General features: G+C 69.2%; 11 protein-coding genes. 6 read left to right on the plus strand and 5 right to left on the minus strand.

Annotation, left to right across the window (positions count from 1 at the left end):
- Positions 1-278 precede the first annotated feature (278 nt).
- Together QSK36_RS38895 and QSK36_RS38900 are read left to right on the plus strand one after the other, a co-directional pair.
- Complete coding sequence (locus QSK36_RS38895) at positions 279-1,307, plus strand: zinc-dependent alcohol dehydrogenase (protein ID WP_285785851.1); 1,029 nt, start codon at positions 279-281, stop codon at positions 1,305-1,307.
- Positions 1,304-2,059, plus strand: coding sequence for an SDR family oxidoreductase (locus QSK36_RS38900; RefSeq protein ID WP_285785852.1), 756 nt, complete (start codon positions 1,304-1,306; stop codon positions 2,057-2,059). Before QSK36_RS38895 ends, QSK36_RS38900 begins: the two co-directional genes overlap by 4 nt.
- Before the next feature lie 82 nt (positions 2,060-2,141).
- Here the strand turns inward: QSK36_RS38900 and QSK36_RS38905 are convergent, their stop codons facing one another.
- A complete protein-coding gene (locus QSK36_RS38905; protein ID WP_183533394.1) occupies positions 2,142-4,136 on the minus strand; it encodes a right-handed parallel beta-helix repeat-containing protein in 1,995 nt (664 codons plus the stop codon).
- 149 nt (positions 4,137-4,285) lie between these two features.
- Here QSK36_RS38905 and QSK36_RS38910 point away from each other — a divergent pair, with 149 nt between their 5' ends.
- Positions 4,286-5,251, plus strand: coding sequence for a sugar kinase (locus QSK36_RS38910; protein ID WP_183533392.1), 966 nt, complete (start codon positions 4,286-4,288; stop codon positions 5,249-5,251).
- 90 nt (positions 5,252-5,341) lie between these two features.
- Here the strand turns inward: QSK36_RS38910 and QSK36_RS38915 are convergent, their stop codons facing one another.
- From QSK36_RS38915 to QSK36_RS38930, 4 genes are all read right to left on the minus strand, one after another.
- The gene (locus tag QSK36_RS38915; protein WP_183533390.1) at positions 5,342-7,174 is read right to left on the minus strand and encodes a lectin; all 1,833 of its coding nucleotides are present in this window, start codon (positions 7,172-7,174) and stop codon (positions 5,342-5,344) included.
- Positions 7,175-7,288: 114 nt separating this feature from the next.
- Positions 7,289-10,162, minus strand: coding sequence for a lectin (locus QSK36_RS38920; protein ID WP_285785853.1), 2,874 nt, complete (start codon positions 10,160-10,162; stop codon positions 7,289-7,291).
- A gap of 245 nt (positions 10,163-10,407) precedes the next feature.
- Complete coding sequence (locus QSK36_RS38925) at positions 10,408-11,748, minus strand: RICIN domain-containing protein (protein WP_285785854.1); 1,341 nt, start codon at positions 11,746-11,748, stop codon at positions 10,408-10,410.
- A 223-nt stretch (positions 11,749-11,971) separates the two neighbouring features.
- A complete protein-coding gene (locus tag QSK36_RS38930) occupies positions 11,972-14,404 on the minus strand; it encodes an RICIN domain-containing protein (protein WP_285785855.1) in 2,433 nt (810 codons plus the stop codon).
- Positions 14,405-14,831: 427 nt separating this feature from the next.
- Here QSK36_RS38930 and QSK36_RS38935 point away from each other — a divergent pair, with 427 nt between their 5' ends.
- The 3 genes from QSK36_RS38935 to QSK36_RS38945 form a co-directional block, all read left to right on the plus strand.
- Positions 14,832-15,572 carry a FadR/GntR family transcriptional regulator gene (locus tag QSK36_RS38935; RefSeq protein WP_285785856.1) on the plus strand — a complete coding sequence of 247 codons (741 nt, stop codon included), beginning with the start codon at positions 14,832-14,834 and terminating at the stop codon, positions 15,570-15,572.
- 840 nt (positions 15,573-16,412) lie between these two features.
- Positions 16,413-17,960 (plus strand): arabinofuranosidase catalytic domain-containing protein, encoded by a 1,548-nt coding sequence (locus QSK36_RS38940; protein WP_285785857.1) that lies wholly within the window; start codon positions 16,413-16,415, stop codon positions 17,958-17,960.
- Positions 17,961-17,986: 26 nt separating this feature from the next.
- Positions 17,987-19,334: lectin (locus tag QSK36_RS38945; protein WP_285785858.1), on the plus strand; the 1,348-nt coding region annotated here is incomplete at its 3' end.

The raw sequence follows: 19,334 nt of genomic DNA on the forward strand, positions 1-19,334 counted from the left end.
GTAACCTGCGGAAAGCCGTAGGAACCGGCTGAGGTGCCGCCATCGCCGCCGCAACCGGCCAGGGTGAGGGCGATGGCCGATGCTCCGGCAACGCTGATCGCGCGCGTCCATGGGCCCGTGCGTCCGGCTCGTGTGAAACGGAACATGTTCGAGTCCTTTTTGTCCTGTCTCCCACATCGGGGGGTGAGAGATGGTGATAAAAGTAACGGCATACGTATGATGAGCGCAAGGGTTGCCGCCGCTGGTGCGGTGCGGTGCGAAGGAGAGTGAAAAGGCCGATGAAGGGTGCTGCGTATGTGGGCGGAGGCCGTCTGGAGACCGTCTCCGTTGACGTCGGGCCGCCGGGTCCCGGGGAACTTCAGATCGCCGTCGCGTACTGCGGACTGTGCGGAACCGACCTCCACATCGTGCACGGCGCCATGGACGCCCGGGTGAGCACACCCCTCGTGTTCGGCCACGAGACGTCGGGCACCGTGGCGGCGGTCGGCGCGGGCGTGGAGGGCTGGAAGGTCGGCGACCCCCTGACCGTCATGCCGCTGGTCTGGGACGGCACCTGCCCGGCCTGCCTCGCCGGTCATCAGCACATCTGCCAGAACCTCGTGTTCGTCGGCATCGACTCCCCCGGAGGGCTGCAACAGCGGTGGAATGTGCCGGCGTCGATCGCGGTGCCGCTTCCGCCCGGTCTCGACCTGCGTACGGCGGCGCTCGTCGAGCCCGTCGCCGTCGCGGTGCACGACGTCCGGCGCTCGGGCCTCCAGGTCGGCGACCACGCGGTCGTGCTCGGCGGCGGCCCCATCGGCGTGCTCATCGCCGCCGTCGCGCGCGACGCCGGCGCCCACGTCATGGTGGCCGAGGTCGACGCCTCGCGCCGCAGCCGCGTCGCCGCGCTCGGGTTCGAGGTGATCGATCCCGCCTCGGCCGACATGGCCGCCGAGGTCGGACGCTGGACGAACGACGTCGGCGCCGACGTGGTGTTCGAGGTGTCGGGGGCCGCCGCCGCGGTCCGCTCCGCCACCGCGCTGGCGAAGGTGCGCGGGACGATCGTCGTGGTGGCCATCCACTCCGCCCCCCGCGAGCTGGACCTTCAGCGCGTGTTCTGGCGCGAGCTGCGGCTGCTGGGCGCCCGGGTGTACCAGCGGTCCGACTTCGAGCGGGCCGTCGACCTGCTCGGCAGGGGCCGGATCCCCGCGGAGGCCGTCATCTCCGGCGTCGTCCCGATCGAGGAGGTCGGCTCCGCGATCGACGACCTCTCCGCGGGCCGGGCCATGAAGATCCTCGTGGACGTGGCGGGGGAGGCCCGGGCATGAGCAAGCTTTTCGACCTCCACGGCCGTCTCGCCGTCGTCACCGGCGCCCGCCGGGGCATCGGCCGCGCCATGGCGGAGGCCCTCGCCGCCGCCGGCGCGGACATCATCGGTGTGAGCACTCAGGCGCGGGCCGACGACGAGGTCGCCGAGTCGATCCGCGGGCTCGGCCGGTCCTTCGAGAGCCGGGCGGTCGACTTCGCGGATCGCGACGCCGTCCTGGCGCTGGGCGCCGAACTCGCGGAACGGGCTCCCGACATCCTCGTCAACAACGCGGGCACGATCGAACGGGCCCCCGCGGCGGAGCACCCGCTCTCCTGGTGGGACCGGGTGATCGAAATCGACCTGTCGAGCCAGTTCGCCCTCACGCAGCTGGTCGCGCGTCCGATGCTGGAGCGCGGCCGCGGCAAGATCGTGTTCACGGCGAGCATGCTGAGCTTCCAGGGCGGGATCAACGTGCCCGGCTACACCGCCGCGAAGTCGGGGATCGCCGGCCTCACCCGTGCTCTCGCCAACGAGTGGGCCGGGCGGGGCGTGAACGTCAACGCCATCGCGCCGGGCTACATCGCGACGGACAACACGGCGGCGCTCCGCGACGACCCCGAACGGTCGCGGTCGATCCTGGAGCGGATCCCGGCCGGACGCTGGGGCCGCGGCGACGACATCGCGGGTGCGGCGGTCTTCCTCAGCTCGGCGGCCTCCGACTACGTCTCCGGCGCGATCATCCCGGTGGACGGCGGGTGGCTGGCGAGGTAGCGTGCTCGCCCCATAGGAGAGGCGGGGAAGCCGTTCGGCTTCCCCGCCTCATCGTCGTCCGGCGGCTACCGCGCTCCGGCGACTACTGCGAGACCCCGGGGAAGGTCCGCAGGCCCGGCTCGATGCCGGCCTGCTCGATCACCTGCTGGGCGTCCTCGGGCCAGGCGGTGCCCGACACCTGGACGTTGTCGATCAGCTGGTTGTTGTGCTCGGTGGTGTTCGGCGTCTGCGTGACGCCCGAGTTGTACCAGTTGTGCTGGAGCACGTTGTCGCTGGTGTTGTTGATCGTCCCGTAGGAGTTCGTGAACACCCACACTCCGCAGTCCTGGACCACGTTGTTCTTCATCGTCACGTATCGGGATCCCTCATCCAGGTAGAGACCCACCGTGCGCTTGGTGTCGTAGATGTAGTTGCCGCTGAACACGGCGCCGGGGTTCGCGGACAGGTTGTACAGGCTCCCGCCGTCGTGGAAGACCTTCTTCACTCCGTGGATCAGGTTGCCGGTCACCTCGGTGTTCCTGAGCGTCGTCGGCGTGGTGTAGATCGGCTGGAACTCGTAGAGGCCCCGGTTCTTGTAGTCCTGGCTGCCGCCCGCGTCGTTCGCGCCCCAGCCCCAGCCGGTGTCGATCCCGTCGTAGGCGAGGTTCGAGACCTCGTTGTGCGCGATCACGGCGTGGTCCACGTACGTGGTCAGGATGCCCGACATCTCCTTGTAGTCCTTCGCGACGTCGGTCACGAAATTGTTGTCGATCGTGATGTCGCGCAGGGTCATCGCCGGGTCGCTCGGGTGGTGGGCGTCCGGCTGCACGCCGCCCGCGACGACCCCCGCGCCACCGAGATCGGTGAACAGGTTGTGGTGGACCGTCGTCTCGGTCACGCCGAGCCCGATCCCGGCCCCGTTCGCGTTGGCGTCCAGCCCGATGCCGAGGCCGACCTGCCCGAGGTGGGCGAAGGTGTTCTCCGTGAACTTCACGCGGGTGGCCGCGGCCACCTGGACCGCCGCCGGCATCTGGTTCCAGCCGTTGCGCGCGCCCTCGAACAACCGGCAGCCCGACTGGCAGCTGCTCAGGTAGTCGGCCGGCTGCGGGACGGTCTTCGGGATGAACGCGCCGTTCTGCTGGTCGGCGTAGCCGATCGACGAGCCGGGGGACAGCCAGGTCGAGTGCGAGAACCGGATGCCCGAGAAGGTCAGGTCGTGCACCGGCTTCGCGTAGCTCCCCGCGATCTGCACGAGCGACTCGAGGTAGGGAAGCACGAACGACGCGCCGTTCGGGTCCTCACCGGCGGCGGCACGGTAGTACAGCTTGCCGGCGGCCGGGTCGAGGTACCACTGTCCCTCCTGCAGGAACGCGTAGGAGTTCTCGAGCAGCAGCTGACCGCCCGCGAACGGGCGTGCCAGGGTGTCGTACCCCCAGTTGTTGTTCTGCCACGCGGGCTGCTGCATGGTGATCGTCGTCCCGCTGATGCTCTTCACAGGGGCGTACCGATCGGTGAAGGAGCCCTGGCTCTCGACCTCGATGCGGCTCTGGTCCGGCAGCGTCGCGAGGTAGTTCAGCGCGGGATTCTTGATCTCCATTCCGGATTCGGTGATCGTCACATCGCTGCGAGCGATCTTGATCGCCGCGCGCGGCACCGCCATGTCGTTCTTGTAGAGCTGACGGCTGTCCTGCCCCTTGGGCACCGAGGCGACGAAGATGTTCTTGCCGGCGTCGTACGACGTCCAGCCGGTCACGGCCCGGCCGCCGGAGATGACCGGGTGCGCCCCCTCCGCGGCGGTCCAGGTCACCGGCTTGGCGCTGGTGCCCGAGTCGTCCGCGGTGAAACGCAGCGGCTTGTCGAGCCGATAGGTCCCGTCCCTCAGCACGACCGTCACAGCGCTTCCCGCGCGCGCCGACGCGCGCGCCATCGCCTGTGCCGCGGGCAGGGTGCGCAGCGGCTTGCCCGGGGTGCCCTGATTGTGATCGTCGCCGTTCGGGGAGACGACGATCGTGGTCCGGCCGGGATGCGGCGGCACGGCGAGCGCCGGCGCGGCGCCGACGACGACGATGCCGGCGGCCGCGAGGGAGATGCTTCCCACGAGGGATGCCAAATGGCCTTGTTTCACTTGTCTCTGGCTCCCTGAGTGCGTGTGACGTAACACATAATAGGTATGATGAAAGCCGGGGAAAGAGCGTCCGTCAAGAGGGGTGATTCCCGGGCATGAGTGAGCAACGGAGCGAAGGCCCCGTGAGCAGCCGGCGCGTCGAGGTGTCGACGCTGGGTGAGGCCATGCTGCGGCTGTCGCCCCCGTCGGGCGAGCGGCTGCGCGACTGCGGCCGGTTGCGTGTGCACGTCGGCGGCGCCGAGGCGAACGTCGCCGTCGCCCTGGCATCGGTCGGCGTGTCCGCTCGCTGGACATCGGCGCTGCCGGACACGGTCCTCGGGCGCCGGGTAGCGGACTCACTGTCGAGCGCCGGCGTCGTCCTCGACACCGTGCGGTGGATGGCCGACGAGCGCCTCGGACTCTACTTCGCCGAGATCGGCTCCCCGCCGCGCCCGACGAGCGTCCTCTACGACCGGGCCGGCACCGCGTTCGGCTCGCTCCGCGCCGACGATCTCGACTGGGCTGCCGTGTGCGAGGCGCGGATCATCCATCTGACCGGCATCACCGCCGCCCTGGCGCCGGGGTCGGACGCGCTCGTGCTGCGAACGGCGCGGGAGGGGCGCGAGCGTGGCGCTCTGGTCGTCTACGACGTCAACTATCGATCGGCGCTGTCCTCGCCGGAGACGGCCGCCTCATTCGCCGCCGAACTGGCACCCGACGTCGACCTGCTGATCTGCCGGGCAGAGGACGCGCACGACCTCTTCGGCCTGGCCGGCGATCCCGCGACGCTGGCGGACGATCTGGCGAGGAGGCTGTCAGTCGATCGCGTCGTGGTGACGGCCGGGGCCGGCGGCGCTGTCGCACGGTGGGACGGCGAGTCCTTCGCGGCCCCCGCACTGCCCACCGTCGGAGTCGATCGGATCGGCGCCGGGGACGCCTTCGCGGCCGGCGTGCTGTGGGGCGCACTCGACGATTCCCCCGAGGACGCGCTCCGCCGGGGGACGGCGATGGCCTCCCTGGCCATGAGCGTGCAGGGAGACCAGTGCCGCTTCAGCGCCGAGGAGGTGCTGGAGATCGCCCGGGGCACCGGGCGGGAGGTCCGCCGGTGAACCTCACGCCCCGCCGCCCGGCCGGTGGGGCGGTGACGGCCTCCGCCGGGGTGATGGATCACCCCGGCGAAGGCGCGTGCCCGGATGGCGTCAGACTCGGGTCCACTTCTGGTTGTTCTGGCCGTTGCACGTCCAGATCTGCACCCTGGTGCCGTTGGCGGTGCCGGCGCCGGACACGTCCAGGCACTTGTTCGCACCGACGGCCGTGATGGTGCCGTCGGAGTTGAGGCGCCACTTCTGGTTGTTCTGGCCGTTGCAGTCCCAGATGATCACACTGGAGCCGTCCGCCGTGCCGCCACCGTTGACGTCCAGGCACTTGCCGCCGTAGACCCGCAGCTCACCGGCGCTCGTCGACGTCCACTGCTGGTTGGCCCGCCCGTTGCAGTCCCAGATCTGCACCGTCGCACCGTTGTTCTGGGACGCGCCGTTGACGTCCAGGCACCGGCCCGACGCCACACCCCGCAGCGCGGTCGTGCCACCCGCGGGCGGCGACGGCGACGCGGAGGGGGACGGCGACGGCGAGGGGGACGGCGACGGCGAGGGGGACGGGGAGGTCGATGGGCCGCTCAGTTCCTTGACCCGGATGTTCCGGAACGACACCACATCGCCGGACCCGTGGTTCTGGATGCCGATGTAGCCCTGCTGGAGCGACCGGACCGGATCGGTGTTGGTGAAATCGTTGATCTTGGTCCCGTTCAGGAACACCTGCAGTCGCTCACCCTCCACCAGCAGCTCATAGGTGTTCCACTGACCCGGCGGGTTCAACGCCGCGTCACGTGCGGCGAGGTCGGCCGACTGGAAGCCGTAGATCGCCCCGGTCGTCTTGTCCGCGGTGTCGGTGGCGTCGATCTGGACCTCGTACCCGGTGTCGAGGGCCGTCTGGGGGTCGCTGGTGGCCGGGAACCCGACGACCACGCCGGAGTTGGAGTCGCCGGTCAGCTTCCAGTCGAGCTTGAGGGAGTAGGAGCCGAACTGCTTGGCGTTGTACCACAGCATGCCCATGCCGCCCTGGGAGGTCAGCGTGGCGTCGCTGTTGGCGAACGAGCCGGGCCCGGCCTGCGTCCAGCCGGTGGTCGACCCGTTGTACAGGGTCGTGTAGCCGGTCTCGGGACGGCAGTCGGCGTTCGTGGCCTTGGCCGCGTAGCGGATGCCGCCGAGCAGCAGGGTGCGGAAGTTGGAATCGGCGTACGACTCCTGGGTGTGCCCGAGACCGGTGTAGAACGACCGGCCGGACGCCTGCGGGTGGCACCAGGTGATCGGGTGGTCGCCCATGTTCCCGCCGCTGTAGCTGCTCTCGTTCAGGCTCTGCAGCACGTGCACGTTGGCGCGCGGGTTGGTGCGGTAGTTGTACCACTCGTCGGTGCGCGTCCAGGTCTGGCCGAGATGGGCCGTGGCCGCGTGCGCCCGGTCCTCGTTCCGTACGGTCGCCTGCTGGATGGCCGGGTGGTTGTTGAACCAGGCCCCCATCAGCTGCCCGTAGTAGGGCCAGTCGTACTCGGTGTCGGCGGCCGAATGCACCCCCACGTAGCCGCCTCCGCCGTCGATGTACGACTGGAAGGCGGTCTGCTGGGAGGCGTTCAGCACGTCGCCGGTGGTGCTGAGGAACACCACGGCCTTGTACTGGGCGAGGTTGCCCGAGGTGAACGCGTTCGCGTCCTCCGTGGTGTCCACCGCGAAGTCGTTGGCGGCGCCCAGTTCGCGGATGGCCTGGATACCGGCGGGAATGGAGTCGTGCCGGAACGCGGCCGTCTTGGAGAACACCAGCACCTTGAAGGCGGCGGCCTGGGCGGGGATGGTGGGGATCACCGTCGCGGCGGCGGCGGTGAGCGCCACCGCGGTCACCGACAGGCGTCGCAGCACGGATGTCTTCCGGTCGCTCCCCGCGATGCGCCCGAGCGCGGCGGGGGTCAGATGTCGCAGCATGGGTGTCCTTCCGTCGCCGCCCGGCGCGGCCCCTTTCGACGATGAAAGCTGGGCCGCGCCGGGCGTCACATCAATGGGTGATCGGCCCGAGGCCGGGTGGTGGGTCGGGTGGCCTCAGACGCGGGTCCACTTCTGGTTGTTCTGGCCGTTGCAGGTCCAGATCAGCGCCTTGGTGCCGTTGGCGGTGCCTGCGCCGGACACGTCCAGGCACTTGTTGGCCCCGACGGCGGTGATGGTGCCGTCGGAGTTGAGGCGCCACTTCTGGTTGTTCTGGCCGTTGCAGTCCCAGATGATCACGCTGGTGCCGTCGGCCGTGGCGCCGCCGTTGACGTCGAGGCACTTGTTGCCGTAGACGCGCAGTTCACCGGCGCTGGTGGAGGTCCACTGCTGGTTGTTCTGGCCGTTGCAGTCCCAGATCTGCGCCTGGGCGCCGTTGGCCTGCGAGGCGCCGTTGACGTCCAGGCACCGCCCCGACGCCACACCCTTCAGCGCACTCGTGCTCGCCGAGGGCGACGGAGAAGGGGACGGGGAGGCTGAGGGAGAGGGCGACGGGGAGGACGACGTGCCGGTGTCGAAGGTGAAGGCGTCCAGATCGAACAGGTAGCCCTGTCCTGTCGCTCCGCGGAAGACCAGGTAGAGCGTCGTCGTGCCGGACGGCGCGCCGCTGAGGTTCGCCGACACGTCGGTGAAGGTCTCCCAGCCGCCGGTGGCCGCCACGTTCACCGTACCCAGCAGCGTGCCGGTCGCGGAGCCCGCCCGCACCTCCAGCCGGCCGCCCACGCCACCGGACGACACCCGCGCGGTGATCTTCGTCGCGTTGCTCAGGTTGTAGGGCTGGAAGGAGATCCAGTCGCCGTCGTCGGTGAAGCCGACCGTTTTGCCGCCCTCGGCGCTGGTGTGATCGGCCGTCTGCACGCCCTGCTGGGCGCCGAAGTGCTCGGCCTGGCGGTGCCGCGGCTGCAGCGTCCGGACGACGGTGGTGGTGAGGCCGCCGTTGTCGGTGTAGGACGCCTGCAGCACCCCGTAGATGTTGGCCGCCGAGTCGTGCTCACCGTCGACCGGCACCGCGATCGACCCGGAACACCCGGACTTGGAGGTGATCTGATGGGCGTGGCTGTCGTGCCCGAGGAAGTAGGTGACGGTTACCGTCGAGCAGTCGATCGTCCCGTCCTCGGGGTCGGACACGGCGACCTGGAAGGGCACCGTGTCGCCGAAGGAGAACAACTGCCCCTCCACCGGCGAGGTGAGCGTGACCGACGGCGCGGTGTTGCCCACGTTCACGGTCACACTCGCCGTGCCGGTCAGCCCCTGCGGGTCACGGACGGTGAGGGTGGCGGTGTAGGTGCCGTTCGTGGTGTAGGTCTTGCTCGGGTTGGCCGCCGTGGAGGTGGTGCCGTCGCCGAAGTTCCACGCGTACGTCAGCGCACCGCCCTCGGGGTCGGAACTGCCCGCGGAGGAGAAGCTCACGGTCAGCGGAGCCGGTCCCGAGGTCTTGTCGGCGGAGGCCTTGGCGATCGGGTTGCGGTTGGCCTTGCCGATGTACTCGATCCGATACAACGCCTGGTTGTTGCTTCCGGTGCCGTAGTCGAGCACGTAGAGGGCGCCGTCGGGGCCGAAGGCCATGTCCATCACCTGGGTGCCGGTCCAGGGGAAGGCTGAGATCTCCCCGTAGGCGCCGTCGGTCTTGACCTCGATCGCCTTGATCCAGCGGCGGCCGTACTCACCGGCGAAGAACCGCCCGTCGAGCGCCTGCGGGAACTTGACGGACGAGTTCAGGTTCGGGTCGTAGCGGTAGACCGGGCCGCCCATCGGCGACTCCGACCCGGAGCCGAACTCCGGCGGAGATCCGGCGTCCCCGCCGTACCTGATCCACGCAGGCTTGGCCGCCGGCAGCGTGGTCAGCCCGGTGTTGCGGAAGGAGTTGTTGGTCGGCCCTCCCGAGCAGTTGTACTTCGGGCCGGTGCTGTTGGTGGCGAAGTTCCACTCGTTGTAGGTCTCACTGGTGGTGTTCGTCCCGGTGCAGTACGGCCAGCCGTAGTTGCCCGCCGCAGTGATCCGGTTGAACTCCACCTGCCCTTGCGGCCCGCGGTTGGAGTTGGTCGACCCCGCGTCCGGCCCGTAGTCGCCCAGGTAGACGACGCCGGTGGCCTTGTCCACGCTCATCCGGAACGGGTTACGCAGGCCCATCGCGTAGATCTCCGGCCGCGTCTTCGCCGTCCCCGGCGGGAACAGGTTGCCGCTGGGGATCGTGTAGGTCCCGTCGGACTCGGGGTGGATGCGCAGGAGCTTGCCGCGCAGGTCGTTGGTGTTGGCCGCCGTGCGCTGCACGTCGTACTGGGGGTTGCGGTCGGTGCGCTCGTCCAGCGGCGAATACCCGGCCGACTCGAACGGGTTGCTGTCGTCGCCGGTGGTCAGATACAGGTTGCCGGCGGCGTCGAAGTCGATGTCGCCGCCCACATGGCAGCACATCCCCCGGTCGTTCGGCACCTCCAGCACGACCTTCTCACTGCTCATGTCGAGCGTGTCGTCGGACTTCAGCGTGAAGCGGGACAGGTTCAGGTGCCCCTTCCACTGGTCGAACTGCGACTGGGTGCCGTTGCTGGGCGCGTCACCGGTCGGCGTGCTGAGCCGTGGCGAGTAGTAGAGCCAGACGTAGCGGTTCGACGCGAAGTCCGGGTCGACCGCCACACCTTGAAGGCCCTCCTCGTCGTGGGTGTAGACGTTGAGTTTGCCGGCCACCTTCGTGGTGCCGTTGGCATCGGTCACGCGCAGCGTGCCGTCACGGGCCGTGTGGAGGACCGACCGGTTGGGCATCACGGCCAGCGACATCGCCTCACCCAGCTCCGAGCCGCCCGACGCGAGCGACACCTGCTGGTAGTCGGACGCGGGGATGGTCAGCGCGTTCGCCGGAGCGGAGGTGAGCGCCAAGGCTCCGGAAGTGATCAGCGCCATCGTGGTCAGCGTTGTGAGCCACGGACGTCGGGACATCGGTTTCCTTCCTGACAGGTCAAGATCAGCCAGGGCAAAGCACGCGCCGCCGCGCTGTTGCCGGAGTTCTGCTTCGTGCCCAGAGGGGTGCCGCCTCTGGTTCCCTCATCCGGCCGCCGATCCCGGCGGCCGGATGAGGGAGGCGTTGGTTGCCGATCGCCGTCGTACGAGGAGGGTGACGAAGCGCTTCCCATCAGGGAAGGCACGTCTCCCGTCCTCGCCGGCACGGCGGGGCAGGGGAGCGGTCAGGTGCGGGTCCACTTCTGGTTGTTCTGGCCGTTGCAGGACCAGATCTGCACCTTGGTGCCGTTGGCGGTGCCTGCGCCGGACACGTCCAGGCACTTGTTGGCCCCGACGGCGGTGATGGTGCCGTCGGAGTTGAGGCGCCACTTCTGGTTGTTCTGGCCGTTGCAGTCCCAGATGATCACGCTGGTGCCGTCGGCCGTGCCGCCGCCGTTCACGTCCAGGCACTTGCCGCCGTAGACCCGCAGCTCACCGGCGCTGGTGGAGGTCCACTGCTGGTTGGCCTGCCCGTTGCAGTCCCAGATCTGCGCCTGCGCGCCGTTGGCCTGCGAGGCGCCGTTGACGTCCACGCACCGGCCCGAGCCCACACCCCGGATCGCACTCGTCGCCGGCGGAGTGCCGCTCGGTGAGACGGTCGGTGAAGCGGTCGGGCTGGCCGTCGGCCCGCCTCCGGGCGGGTCGAGCGGGCAGCTGGCCATGTACTTGGAGATGCCGTTCGCGTTGGACAGCGACGGGCACAGGAACGGCGCGTAACGGGTGTCCTTGTCGATGAACAGCTTCATCCAGACCATCATGGTGCGGGCGAAGGCGCCCGAGTTGCCACCGCCACCACCGGCGGGGAAGCCGTGGCCCTCGTTCGCGATCTCGACGTACGCGCGCTCGACGCTACTGGGGATCGTGTTGTACGCGTTCTGGGCGTACTGCGGGGTCACCGTTCCGTCGGCCTGGCCGGCGAAGATGATCGTGGGGCTCTTGATGGTCGCCAGGCTGCCGTCGGGCACGTACGGCGCCTGCCCGACCGCGGTCAGCAGCGAGGGCCGCTGGTTGGCCGCGAGGATGGCCCCGCCGCCGCCCATGGAGTGGCCGCCCACCGCCAGCCGGCCGCGGTCGACCCGGTCCCGCACCGGACTGCTGTTGACCAGGTAGTCCAGGGCGGCGAGCAGCTGGGTGGCCCGGGCGTCGGCGTAGTCGTTGAGGGTGTTGGTCTCGATCCCGATGACGACGAAGCCGAACGAGGCGAGTCTCGGGCCCTGCCAGGCGTAGTAGCTCCAGGCGGTGCCGAAGCCGGGGGCGATCGCGATGGCGCCGAAAGTGCCCTGGCTGGCGTCGGTCGGGTAGTAGATGACCCCGCCGCCGAATCCGTTGCCCCTGGGCACCGTCACCTGGGCGGTGGCGAAGGGGCCGCGGTCCGCGGCGATGCTCGCCGCGGTGGGGGCGGGCCCACGCTCGTAGGGGTTGTCCGCGGCGGATGCGGCGGACGGTCCTGCCGCCAGTCCGGCGATCACCAGGAGGACGGCCACGATCCCGGCGAGGAATCCGGTCCGCGGGCGTCGCGGTCTCATGAGGTACGCGTGGAGGGCTCGGCGTGGAGCCGTCCACCGGCTTTCCTGTGGGTGCACTGCCTGCTCCTCCGGGTGGGGATTCGTGGCGGGGGGCGAGGCCGGCCCCTCGGTGGGGTCCGAGGGTGGCCGGCGCCGGGCGCGACGGCCGGTGGGGCGGAAGCGTCACATGCGGCCTTCGCCGGGGCGATGGATCACCCCGGCGAAGGCGCGTGCCCGGGTGGTGTCAGGCTCGGGTCCACTTCTGGTTGTTCTGGCCGTTGCAGGTCCAGATGATGACCTTGCTGCCGTTGGCGGTGCCGTTGTTGTACACGTCGAGGCACTTGTTCGCGCCGACGGCGGTGATGCTCCCGTCGGAGTTGAGGCGCCACTTCTGGTTGTTCTGCCCGTTGCAGTCCCAGATGATCACGCTGGCGCCGTCGGCCGTGCTGCCGCCGTTCACGTCGAGGCACTTGTTGCCGTACACCCGCAGCTCACCGGCGCTGGTGGAGGTCCACTGCTGGTTGTTCTGACCGTTGCAGTCCCAGATCTGCGCCTGCGCGCCGTTGGCCTGCGACACCCCGGTGACGTCGAGGCATCGCCCGGACCCCGCACCCTTGAGCGCGCTCGTGCTCCCCGACGGCGACGACGGCGACGGGGAGGGTGTCGACGTGCCGTTCCGGGGCCCGGCGGAGGCCATCACGGACTGGGCGCCCGACGGCCACTGCCCGTTGGTGACGGTCACGTTGTTGTTGACGACGTTGCCGCGGTCGCCGTTGGTGATGTTGGTGCTGCCGTTGGTCGACCAGTTGCCCGTGACGGTGAAGTTGCCCATGTTCTCACCACCCCAGTAGTTGGCGGTGGCCCAGGTGCCGGTGTTCGAGAAGACGTTGTTCCTGACGGTGTAGTACTTGGAGCCCTCATCGAAGTAGAGCCCGAACCAGCCGTTGGTCCGCAGGCAGTAGTTGTCGCTGATCACCGCGTTCGGGTTCCACGACAGCGTGTAGATGCATCCGCCGTCGGTCATCTGCTGCATGACGTCGTGCACGTAGTTGCCGACGAGCTTGTTGCCCGAGGCCGTGGTGGGCGTGGTGTACCGCGGCTGGTAGTTGTACAGACCCCGGTTGGCGTACTGGGTGCTGCCGCCGGGCTCGTTGGCGCCCCACCCGTAGCCGATCGACATGCCGGTGTAGGGCATGTTGTAGACCTCGTTGTGGGACACGTCGGTGGTCGTCACGTAGGTGGTCAGGACCGAGACGATGCCCCGGTAGTCCAGCCCGAGGTCGTGGATGCGGTTGTCGCTGACGGTGATGTTGCGGTTGACCATCCGCTGGTCGCTGGGGTGGTGGGCGTCGGCGCGCACGCCGCCGACCACGACGCCGCCGGCCGAGCTGCGGGCGATCTCGGACCGGGTGACCGTGATGTCGCTGGCGCCCAGGCCGACACCGCTGGCGTGCGCGTTGGCGTCGTTGCCGATGCCCACCGCCGTCTGGCCCAGGTTGACGAACTGCGAGTCGCTGAAGGTGATGTGGTTGGCCGCCGAGACCTGCACCGCCGCGGGCATCTGGGACCAGTTCGGCCTGGTGGACTCGAACTGCTGGCAGCCCTCCTGGCAGGAGCTGGGCAGGTCGCCGGGCCAGTTCGAGTTGCCCGCGATGTAGGAGCCGGTCTGCTGGTCGGCGAAGCCCTGGTTGCTGCTGGGCCCGAGCCAGCTGGTGCCGGTGAAGGTGATGCCGCTGAAGGTGATGTGGTGCGCGGGCGCGTCATAGGTGCCGCCGACGTCCACCAGGGACTGCAACACCGGCAATTCCACGCTGGTGCTGCTCATGTTCTGCCCGGAGAGGGGGATGTAGGAGAGCACGCCGGTCGCGGGATTGATGTACCACTCACCCGGAGAGTCGAGGAACTCGTAGGCGTTCTCGATGTACAACGGCCCGGCCCGGTGCGGGGTGGTGAACGTGTCGTACCCGAAGATGTTGTTGCTCCAGCTGGGCTGCTGCATCGTGATGAAGTTGCCGCTGATGCTCTGCACCCGCACGTACCGGTCCGTGAACGAACCGACGCTCTCCAGCTCGACCCGGTTCTGACCGGCCAGATTGTTCAGGTAGCTCAGCGCGCTGTTGCCGAACCTCAGCCCGGAGCCGGTGGCGGTGAAGTCGGACCGGTTCACCTGCGTACGCGCACGCGTGGCGAGGGCGCCGTTGACATACAGCTGCCGGGTGTCGATCCCGGTGCCGACGTCGGCCTGCCAGATGTTCTTCGCCTGGTTCGCGAGGGTCCAGCCGGTGACCGCCCTGGCGCCGCTGATGACGGGATGCGCCGACGGCGCCGCCTGCCACACGACCTGATATCCGTTGGTGCCGGAGTCGGCGGCGGTCATCCGTAGCGGCGAGGAGAGCCGGTACACCCCGTCGGCGAGTTGCACGACGATGTCGCCGGACATGGAGCTGTTCTGCGACCGCACCGCCGTCTGCGCGCCCGACAGCGAGCACGGCTGGGCGGACGAACAGGTGCTGCCGGTGCCCGAGGGCGAGACGTAGAGGGTCGTGGTGGCGGCGCGGGCCGCGGTGGCCGATGCGACGACTGCCATCGCCGCGGTCAGCGCCGCGATGACGATACCAACCAGAAGCGGTCTCAACACCGCGACTGGTGGCGACGGGTGCTCGATCCGATCGGTCACGTGCTTCTCCATGATGGTGCGGCCTCACGTGGCACCACGAGGGGTCGGGGTGGAGTGAGGTGATGGAAGCCGACGTGGCCGACCACGGTGCGGAGGCATGCGACGCGCCTCTACACACCCGCCGTGTGGTCCAGCCGCAGGAGCCCGGAAGAAGTGCTTTCCGGGTGCTCAGGTACCAATTACGGTGCGAGTACCGAGGCGCGTCAAGACCTTAAGCACACTTATTTTTCACGGCCGGCATGTGAACGTCATGTCGTTGTAACGATCAGAATCATTCTGGCCAGCGGAAATGCATATCGGCATCGCTCTGTGGGCGGACCGCCTCACGTGAACCGTCGGCATGTTTCGTACTCACGACGCGACGGGCGGCCCGCGGGTGACATGGCCGCAGAGTCATACTTTAGGGAGATCGCGAGGAAGGAGCGCCGTGACCGACACCCCGCGTGAGGGCGGATACCGGCCGGGCTACGAGGTGGCGGCCGAGCAGGTGCTGGAGCTCATCGCCCGGCTGGGCCTGCGGGCGGGCGACCGCATGCCGACCGAGAACGACCTGGCCCGGCAGCTGGGAACCAGCCGCACCGTCGTCCGCGAGGCGGTGAAGATCCTCTCCGCGCTGGGCCGGGTACGCGCGCAGAAGGGCCGCGGCCTTTACGTGGCAGACGACGAGGGGATGCTCGGCGCCGGGCGGTTGGCATCGTTCTTCCTCCCCACCGACCTGGACCACGTCTACATGCTGTTCGAGTTCCGGCGGGCGCAGGAGATGGAGACCAGCCGGCTGGCCGCCCGTCGCGCGGCTCCGGCGGAGCTTCGGGCCATCGAGGAGGCGGTCAGGGTATGCCGTGACGGGTTCGAGACCGGACGCGAGGACGTGTTCAACGAGGGTGACGACGCCTTCCACGCCGCCGTCGCGACGGCATCGCACAACATGTTCCTGCAGATCGCGGTGCGGGAAGCCCGCCGGCTGCAGGCTCAGTCGGCGATCATCGGGCTACGCGGTTCCGTGGGCGGGCACGCGGCCAAGGCCGTCGAGGAACACGACGCCATCTACCAGGCCATCCGCGCCGGCGATCCGGAAGCGGCGGCCCACGCCGCCGCCGCGCACATCGACAACACGCTGGACGACTACCGCAGGGCGATCCAGCAGCGGCTGTTCTCCTCGGCCGACTGAGACCGTCCCGCCGCCCGCACCACCGAAGTCACCTTCCTCGTCACCCCTGAGCACCGAAGCGAATCGTTTCGGTGGAGCGAACCTGTTCGCGGGCGGGCCGAGGGGGCCGGCCCGTTCGGGGCGGTCTATGAATCTTTCATTCGTGCGCAACCGGCAGGAGATCGCGAGCACCCCTGCTGAGAGCCGTGGAAGGGACTCCGGGCCCTTACCCGGGCCGTAAAAGAGCAGGAGGGGGTTCTTGACAGGCGCTCGGCTGGTCATATTTGCTTCGCTGCATCCCGCCACCCCCCAATCCGCCGGCAGGAAGGATCAACGCTCTGACGGTCTGTTAACGCTAACAAAGCCCATAGTTGCCACAAGGAGACAATAGGGGCTGGATTCCGACACCCGGTCGATGCGAATCGGTTCGTGGACCTTTTTCGAGGAGGTTCAGCGCGAGACGCACTCGCCGATCCGGTGTGACCCGGATGGTGATCCACCGACGTCGCGGTTCGCCGCGCACGACGGCGTGAGGTGCGCCGCTGGCGTTTCGGGCTGCGGCCGGACTCCTCACCACCGTCCGCGACCCCTTCGTCCTCCCGTACACGCGCCTTCGCGCGGATCGGGTCCGCGACCGGGACCCGAGATTCCCTCGGTCTCGACGCTACGGACAACGCCGGATCGGTACCGAGCGTAAGGACCGAGGAGCGGTCGGCTCCCACGGCCCGGCCATCCACGGCGGGCCATTCCCACAGCGACCCATCGCCTGGGACACGACCGCCTACCGCCGGCTCCGGCGAGGCTGCCCGGATTCAGCACGCGGCTGTCTCCGCCGAGCCTTCCCCCCAAGGAGTGAAAGCAATGGGTTCTTCGTCCGTTGACTCGTCGGGCCACGCGGCTCGCGGGCGGCGCTCACCGGCGGCCGTCGCGGCCTGCCTCGTGGCAGCGCTCGCGGCCCTCCTCGCCACCGCCCTGACATGGTCGGGACCGGCGTCGGCGGCGGTGGCGCCGCTGGTCAGCGCGTCGTCGGGGCGCTGCCTGGACGTGGCGGGCAACACCGACGCGCTGGGCGCCGCCCTGCAGATCTGGGACTGCAACGGCCAGGCCAACCAGGCGTTCGAGTTCACCTCGGCCGGTGAGCTGCGGACGTTCGGCGGCACGCGGTGCGTGGACGCGTACGGCCAGGGGACGTCGCCGGGCACGAAGGCGGTCATCTGGTCGTGCAACGGCCAGGCGAACCAGAAGTGGCGGCAGAACTCCGACGGATCGATCACCGGCGTGCAGTCGGGGCTGTGCCTCGACGTGTACGGCGCGGGCACGGCCAACGGCACCGCGGTCACCCTGTGGACCTGCAACGGGCAGAGCAACCAGAAGTGGACCACCGCCGGAGGCGGGCCCACCACGTCACCGAGCCCGCCCACGTCACCGAGCCCGCCGCCACCCGGCTCGCGCCCGTGCGACATCTACGCCGCCGGTGGCACGCCGTGCGTGGCCGCGCACAGCACCACGCGGGCGCTCTACAACGCCTACAACGGCAACCTGTACCAGGTGCGGCGCTCCTCCGACAGCGCGACCAGGAACATCGGCGTCCTGACCCAGGGCGGTGCCGCCAACGCCGCGGCCCAGGACTCCTTCTGCGCCGGCACCACCTGCGTCATCACCGTCGTGTACGACCAGTCCGGCCGAGGCAACGACCTGTGGTACCAGGGGTCGAGCGTGGTCCCCGGGTCCCCTCAGAGCAAGCCCGCGACCGCGACCACCGAGTCGCTGTCCGTGGGCGGTAACAAGGCCTACTCCCTGTACATCAACCCCGGCAACAGCTACTGGCGGGACGGCCACCTGACCGGCGTGCCGACCGGCACCGCCCCCGAGGGCATGTACATGGTGACCAGCGGCACCCACGTCAACAGCGGCTGCTGCTTCGACTACGGCAACAGCGAGACCACCCGCAAGGCCGACGCCGCCGGCGCCATGGACGCCATCTACTTCGGCACCAGCTGCTGGTTCGGCGGCTGCTCCGGATCCGGTCCCTGGGTGCAGGCCGACCTCGAATGGGGCCTCTACCCCGGCGGAAGCCAGTCCTGGAACCCCAACCAGCGGGCCTTCACCAGCAAGTTCGTCACGGCCACGCTGAAGAACAACGGCACCAGCCGATTCGCGATCAAGGGCAGCAACGCGCAGTCCGGCACCCTGTACACCCTCTACGACGGCGCGCTTCCCCCCGGCTACAGCCCCATGAAGAAGCAGGGCGCCATCGTCCTGGGCAGCGGCGGCGACTGCTGCAAGCCCGACGGCGGGGCCAACCTCAGCGCCGGCACCTTCTACGAAGGAGCGATGGTGGCGGGCTACCCCTCCGACGCCACCGAGAACGCCGTACAGGCCGACGTCGTCGCCGCCGGCTACCGCTGACCCTCTAACCGCGCATGGAGTTGCGTATGTTGAGTCACAAATCCCTTTTCGCCGCAATCGCGGCGGCAGCACTTCTCGTCCTGGGCATAAGCGGCACGGCGCTCGGCGGAACGACGTCGGCCACGCACAGCGCCGTGGCCGCCGCGGCGACCGCCGGATGCGGCAAGGCCCCGACGCTGGCGAGCGGCTCGCACTCGATTGTGAGCAGCGGCCAGAACCGCAGCTACATCCTGCGGGTGCCCGCCAACTACGACAGCAACCACCCCTATCGCCTGATCTTCGGGTTCCACTGGAACGGCGGCACCGCCAACGACGTCGACTCGGGCGGAACCGACGGGTACAACTGGTCGTACTACGGACTCAGGCGCCTGGCGGACGCCGCGGGCAACAGCACGATCTTCGTCGCGCCCCAGGGGAACGGCAACGGCTGGGCCAACCCCGGCGGCCAGGACGTGACCTTCGTCGACGACATGCTCAGGCAGATCGAGGCCGGTCTGTGCGTCGACACCGGCCAGATCTTCTCCTCGGGCTTCAGCTACGGCGGCGCGATGTCGTACGCGCTCGCCTGTGCTCGGCCGACGGTCTTCCGCGCGGTCGCGGTCTACTCCGGCGCGAACCTCAGCGGGTGCAACGGCGGCACACAGCCCGTCGCCTACATGGGCCTGCACGGCCTCAGGGACAACGTCCTCAACATCTCCCTGGGCCGGTCGCTGCGCGACACGTTCGTCAGGAACAACGGCTGCACCCCGCAGAACCCGCCCGAGCCGGCGAACGGCAGCCTGACCCACATCGTCACCGCCTACTCAGGGTGCCGGGCCGGGTATCCGGTCGTCTGGGCCGCGTTCGACGGAGCCGGTCACGACCCCGGTCCGATCGATGGGTGCACCTGTGACGGCTGGAGGACCTGGACCTCGGGAGAGGTGTGGAAGTTCTTCACCCAGTTCGACACGACCCCGCCGACCTCGCCCTCTCCCTCGCCGACCGTCTCGCCGACCGTCTCACCGAGCGGCAACCCGCCGGCGACGAGCGCGCTGAAGGGTGTGGGCTCCGGGCGGTGCCTGGACGTCAGCGGCGCCTCGCAGGCCAACGGCGCGCAGGCGCAGATCTGGGACTGCAACGGCCAGGCCAACCAGCAGTGGACCTCCACCAGCGCCGGTGAGCTGCGCGTCTACGGCAACAAGTGCCTGGACGTGAACGGCGGCAGCACGGCCGACGGCGCCAGCGTGATCATCTGGGACTGCAACGGCCAGAACAACCAGAAGTGGCGCCTCAACTCCGACGGGAGCATCACCGCCGTCGGCGCGAACAAGTGCCTCGACGTGTACAACAACGGCACCGCCAACGGCAGCAAGGTCATCATCTGGACCTGCAACG

Origin of the sequence: Microbispora sp. NBRC 16548, assembly GCF_030268985.1 — a bacterium.
Taxonomy (GTDB): domain Bacteria; phylum Actinomycetota; class Actinomycetes; order Streptosporangiales; family Streptosporangiaceae; genus Microbispora; species Microbispora catharanthi.

Coding starts and splice junctions, on each gene's coding strand:
- QSK36_RS38895 (WP_285785851.1), top strand. CDS start 279: ATGAAGGGTGCTGCGTATGTGGGCGGAGGCCGTCTGGAGACCGTCTCC.
- QSK36_RS38900 (WP_285785852.1), top strand. CDS start 1,304: ATGAGCAAGCTTTTCGACCTCCACGGCCGTCTCGCCGTCGTCACCGGC.
- QSK36_RS38915 (WP_183533390.1), bottom strand. CDS start 7,174: ATGCTGCGACATCTGACCCCCGCCGCGCTCGGGCGCATCGCGGGGAGC.
- QSK36_RS38920 (WP_285785853.1), bottom strand. CDS start 10,162: ATGTCCCGACGTCCGTGGCTCACAACGCTGACCACGATGGCGCTGATC.
- QSK36_RS38925 (WP_285785854.1), bottom strand. CDS start 11,748: ATGAGACCGCGACGCCCGCGGACCGGATTCCTCGCCGGGATCGTGGCC.
- QSK36_RS38940 (WP_285785857.1), top strand. CDS start 16,413: ATGGGTTCTTCGTCCGTTGACTCGTCGGGCCACGCGGCTCGCGGGCGG.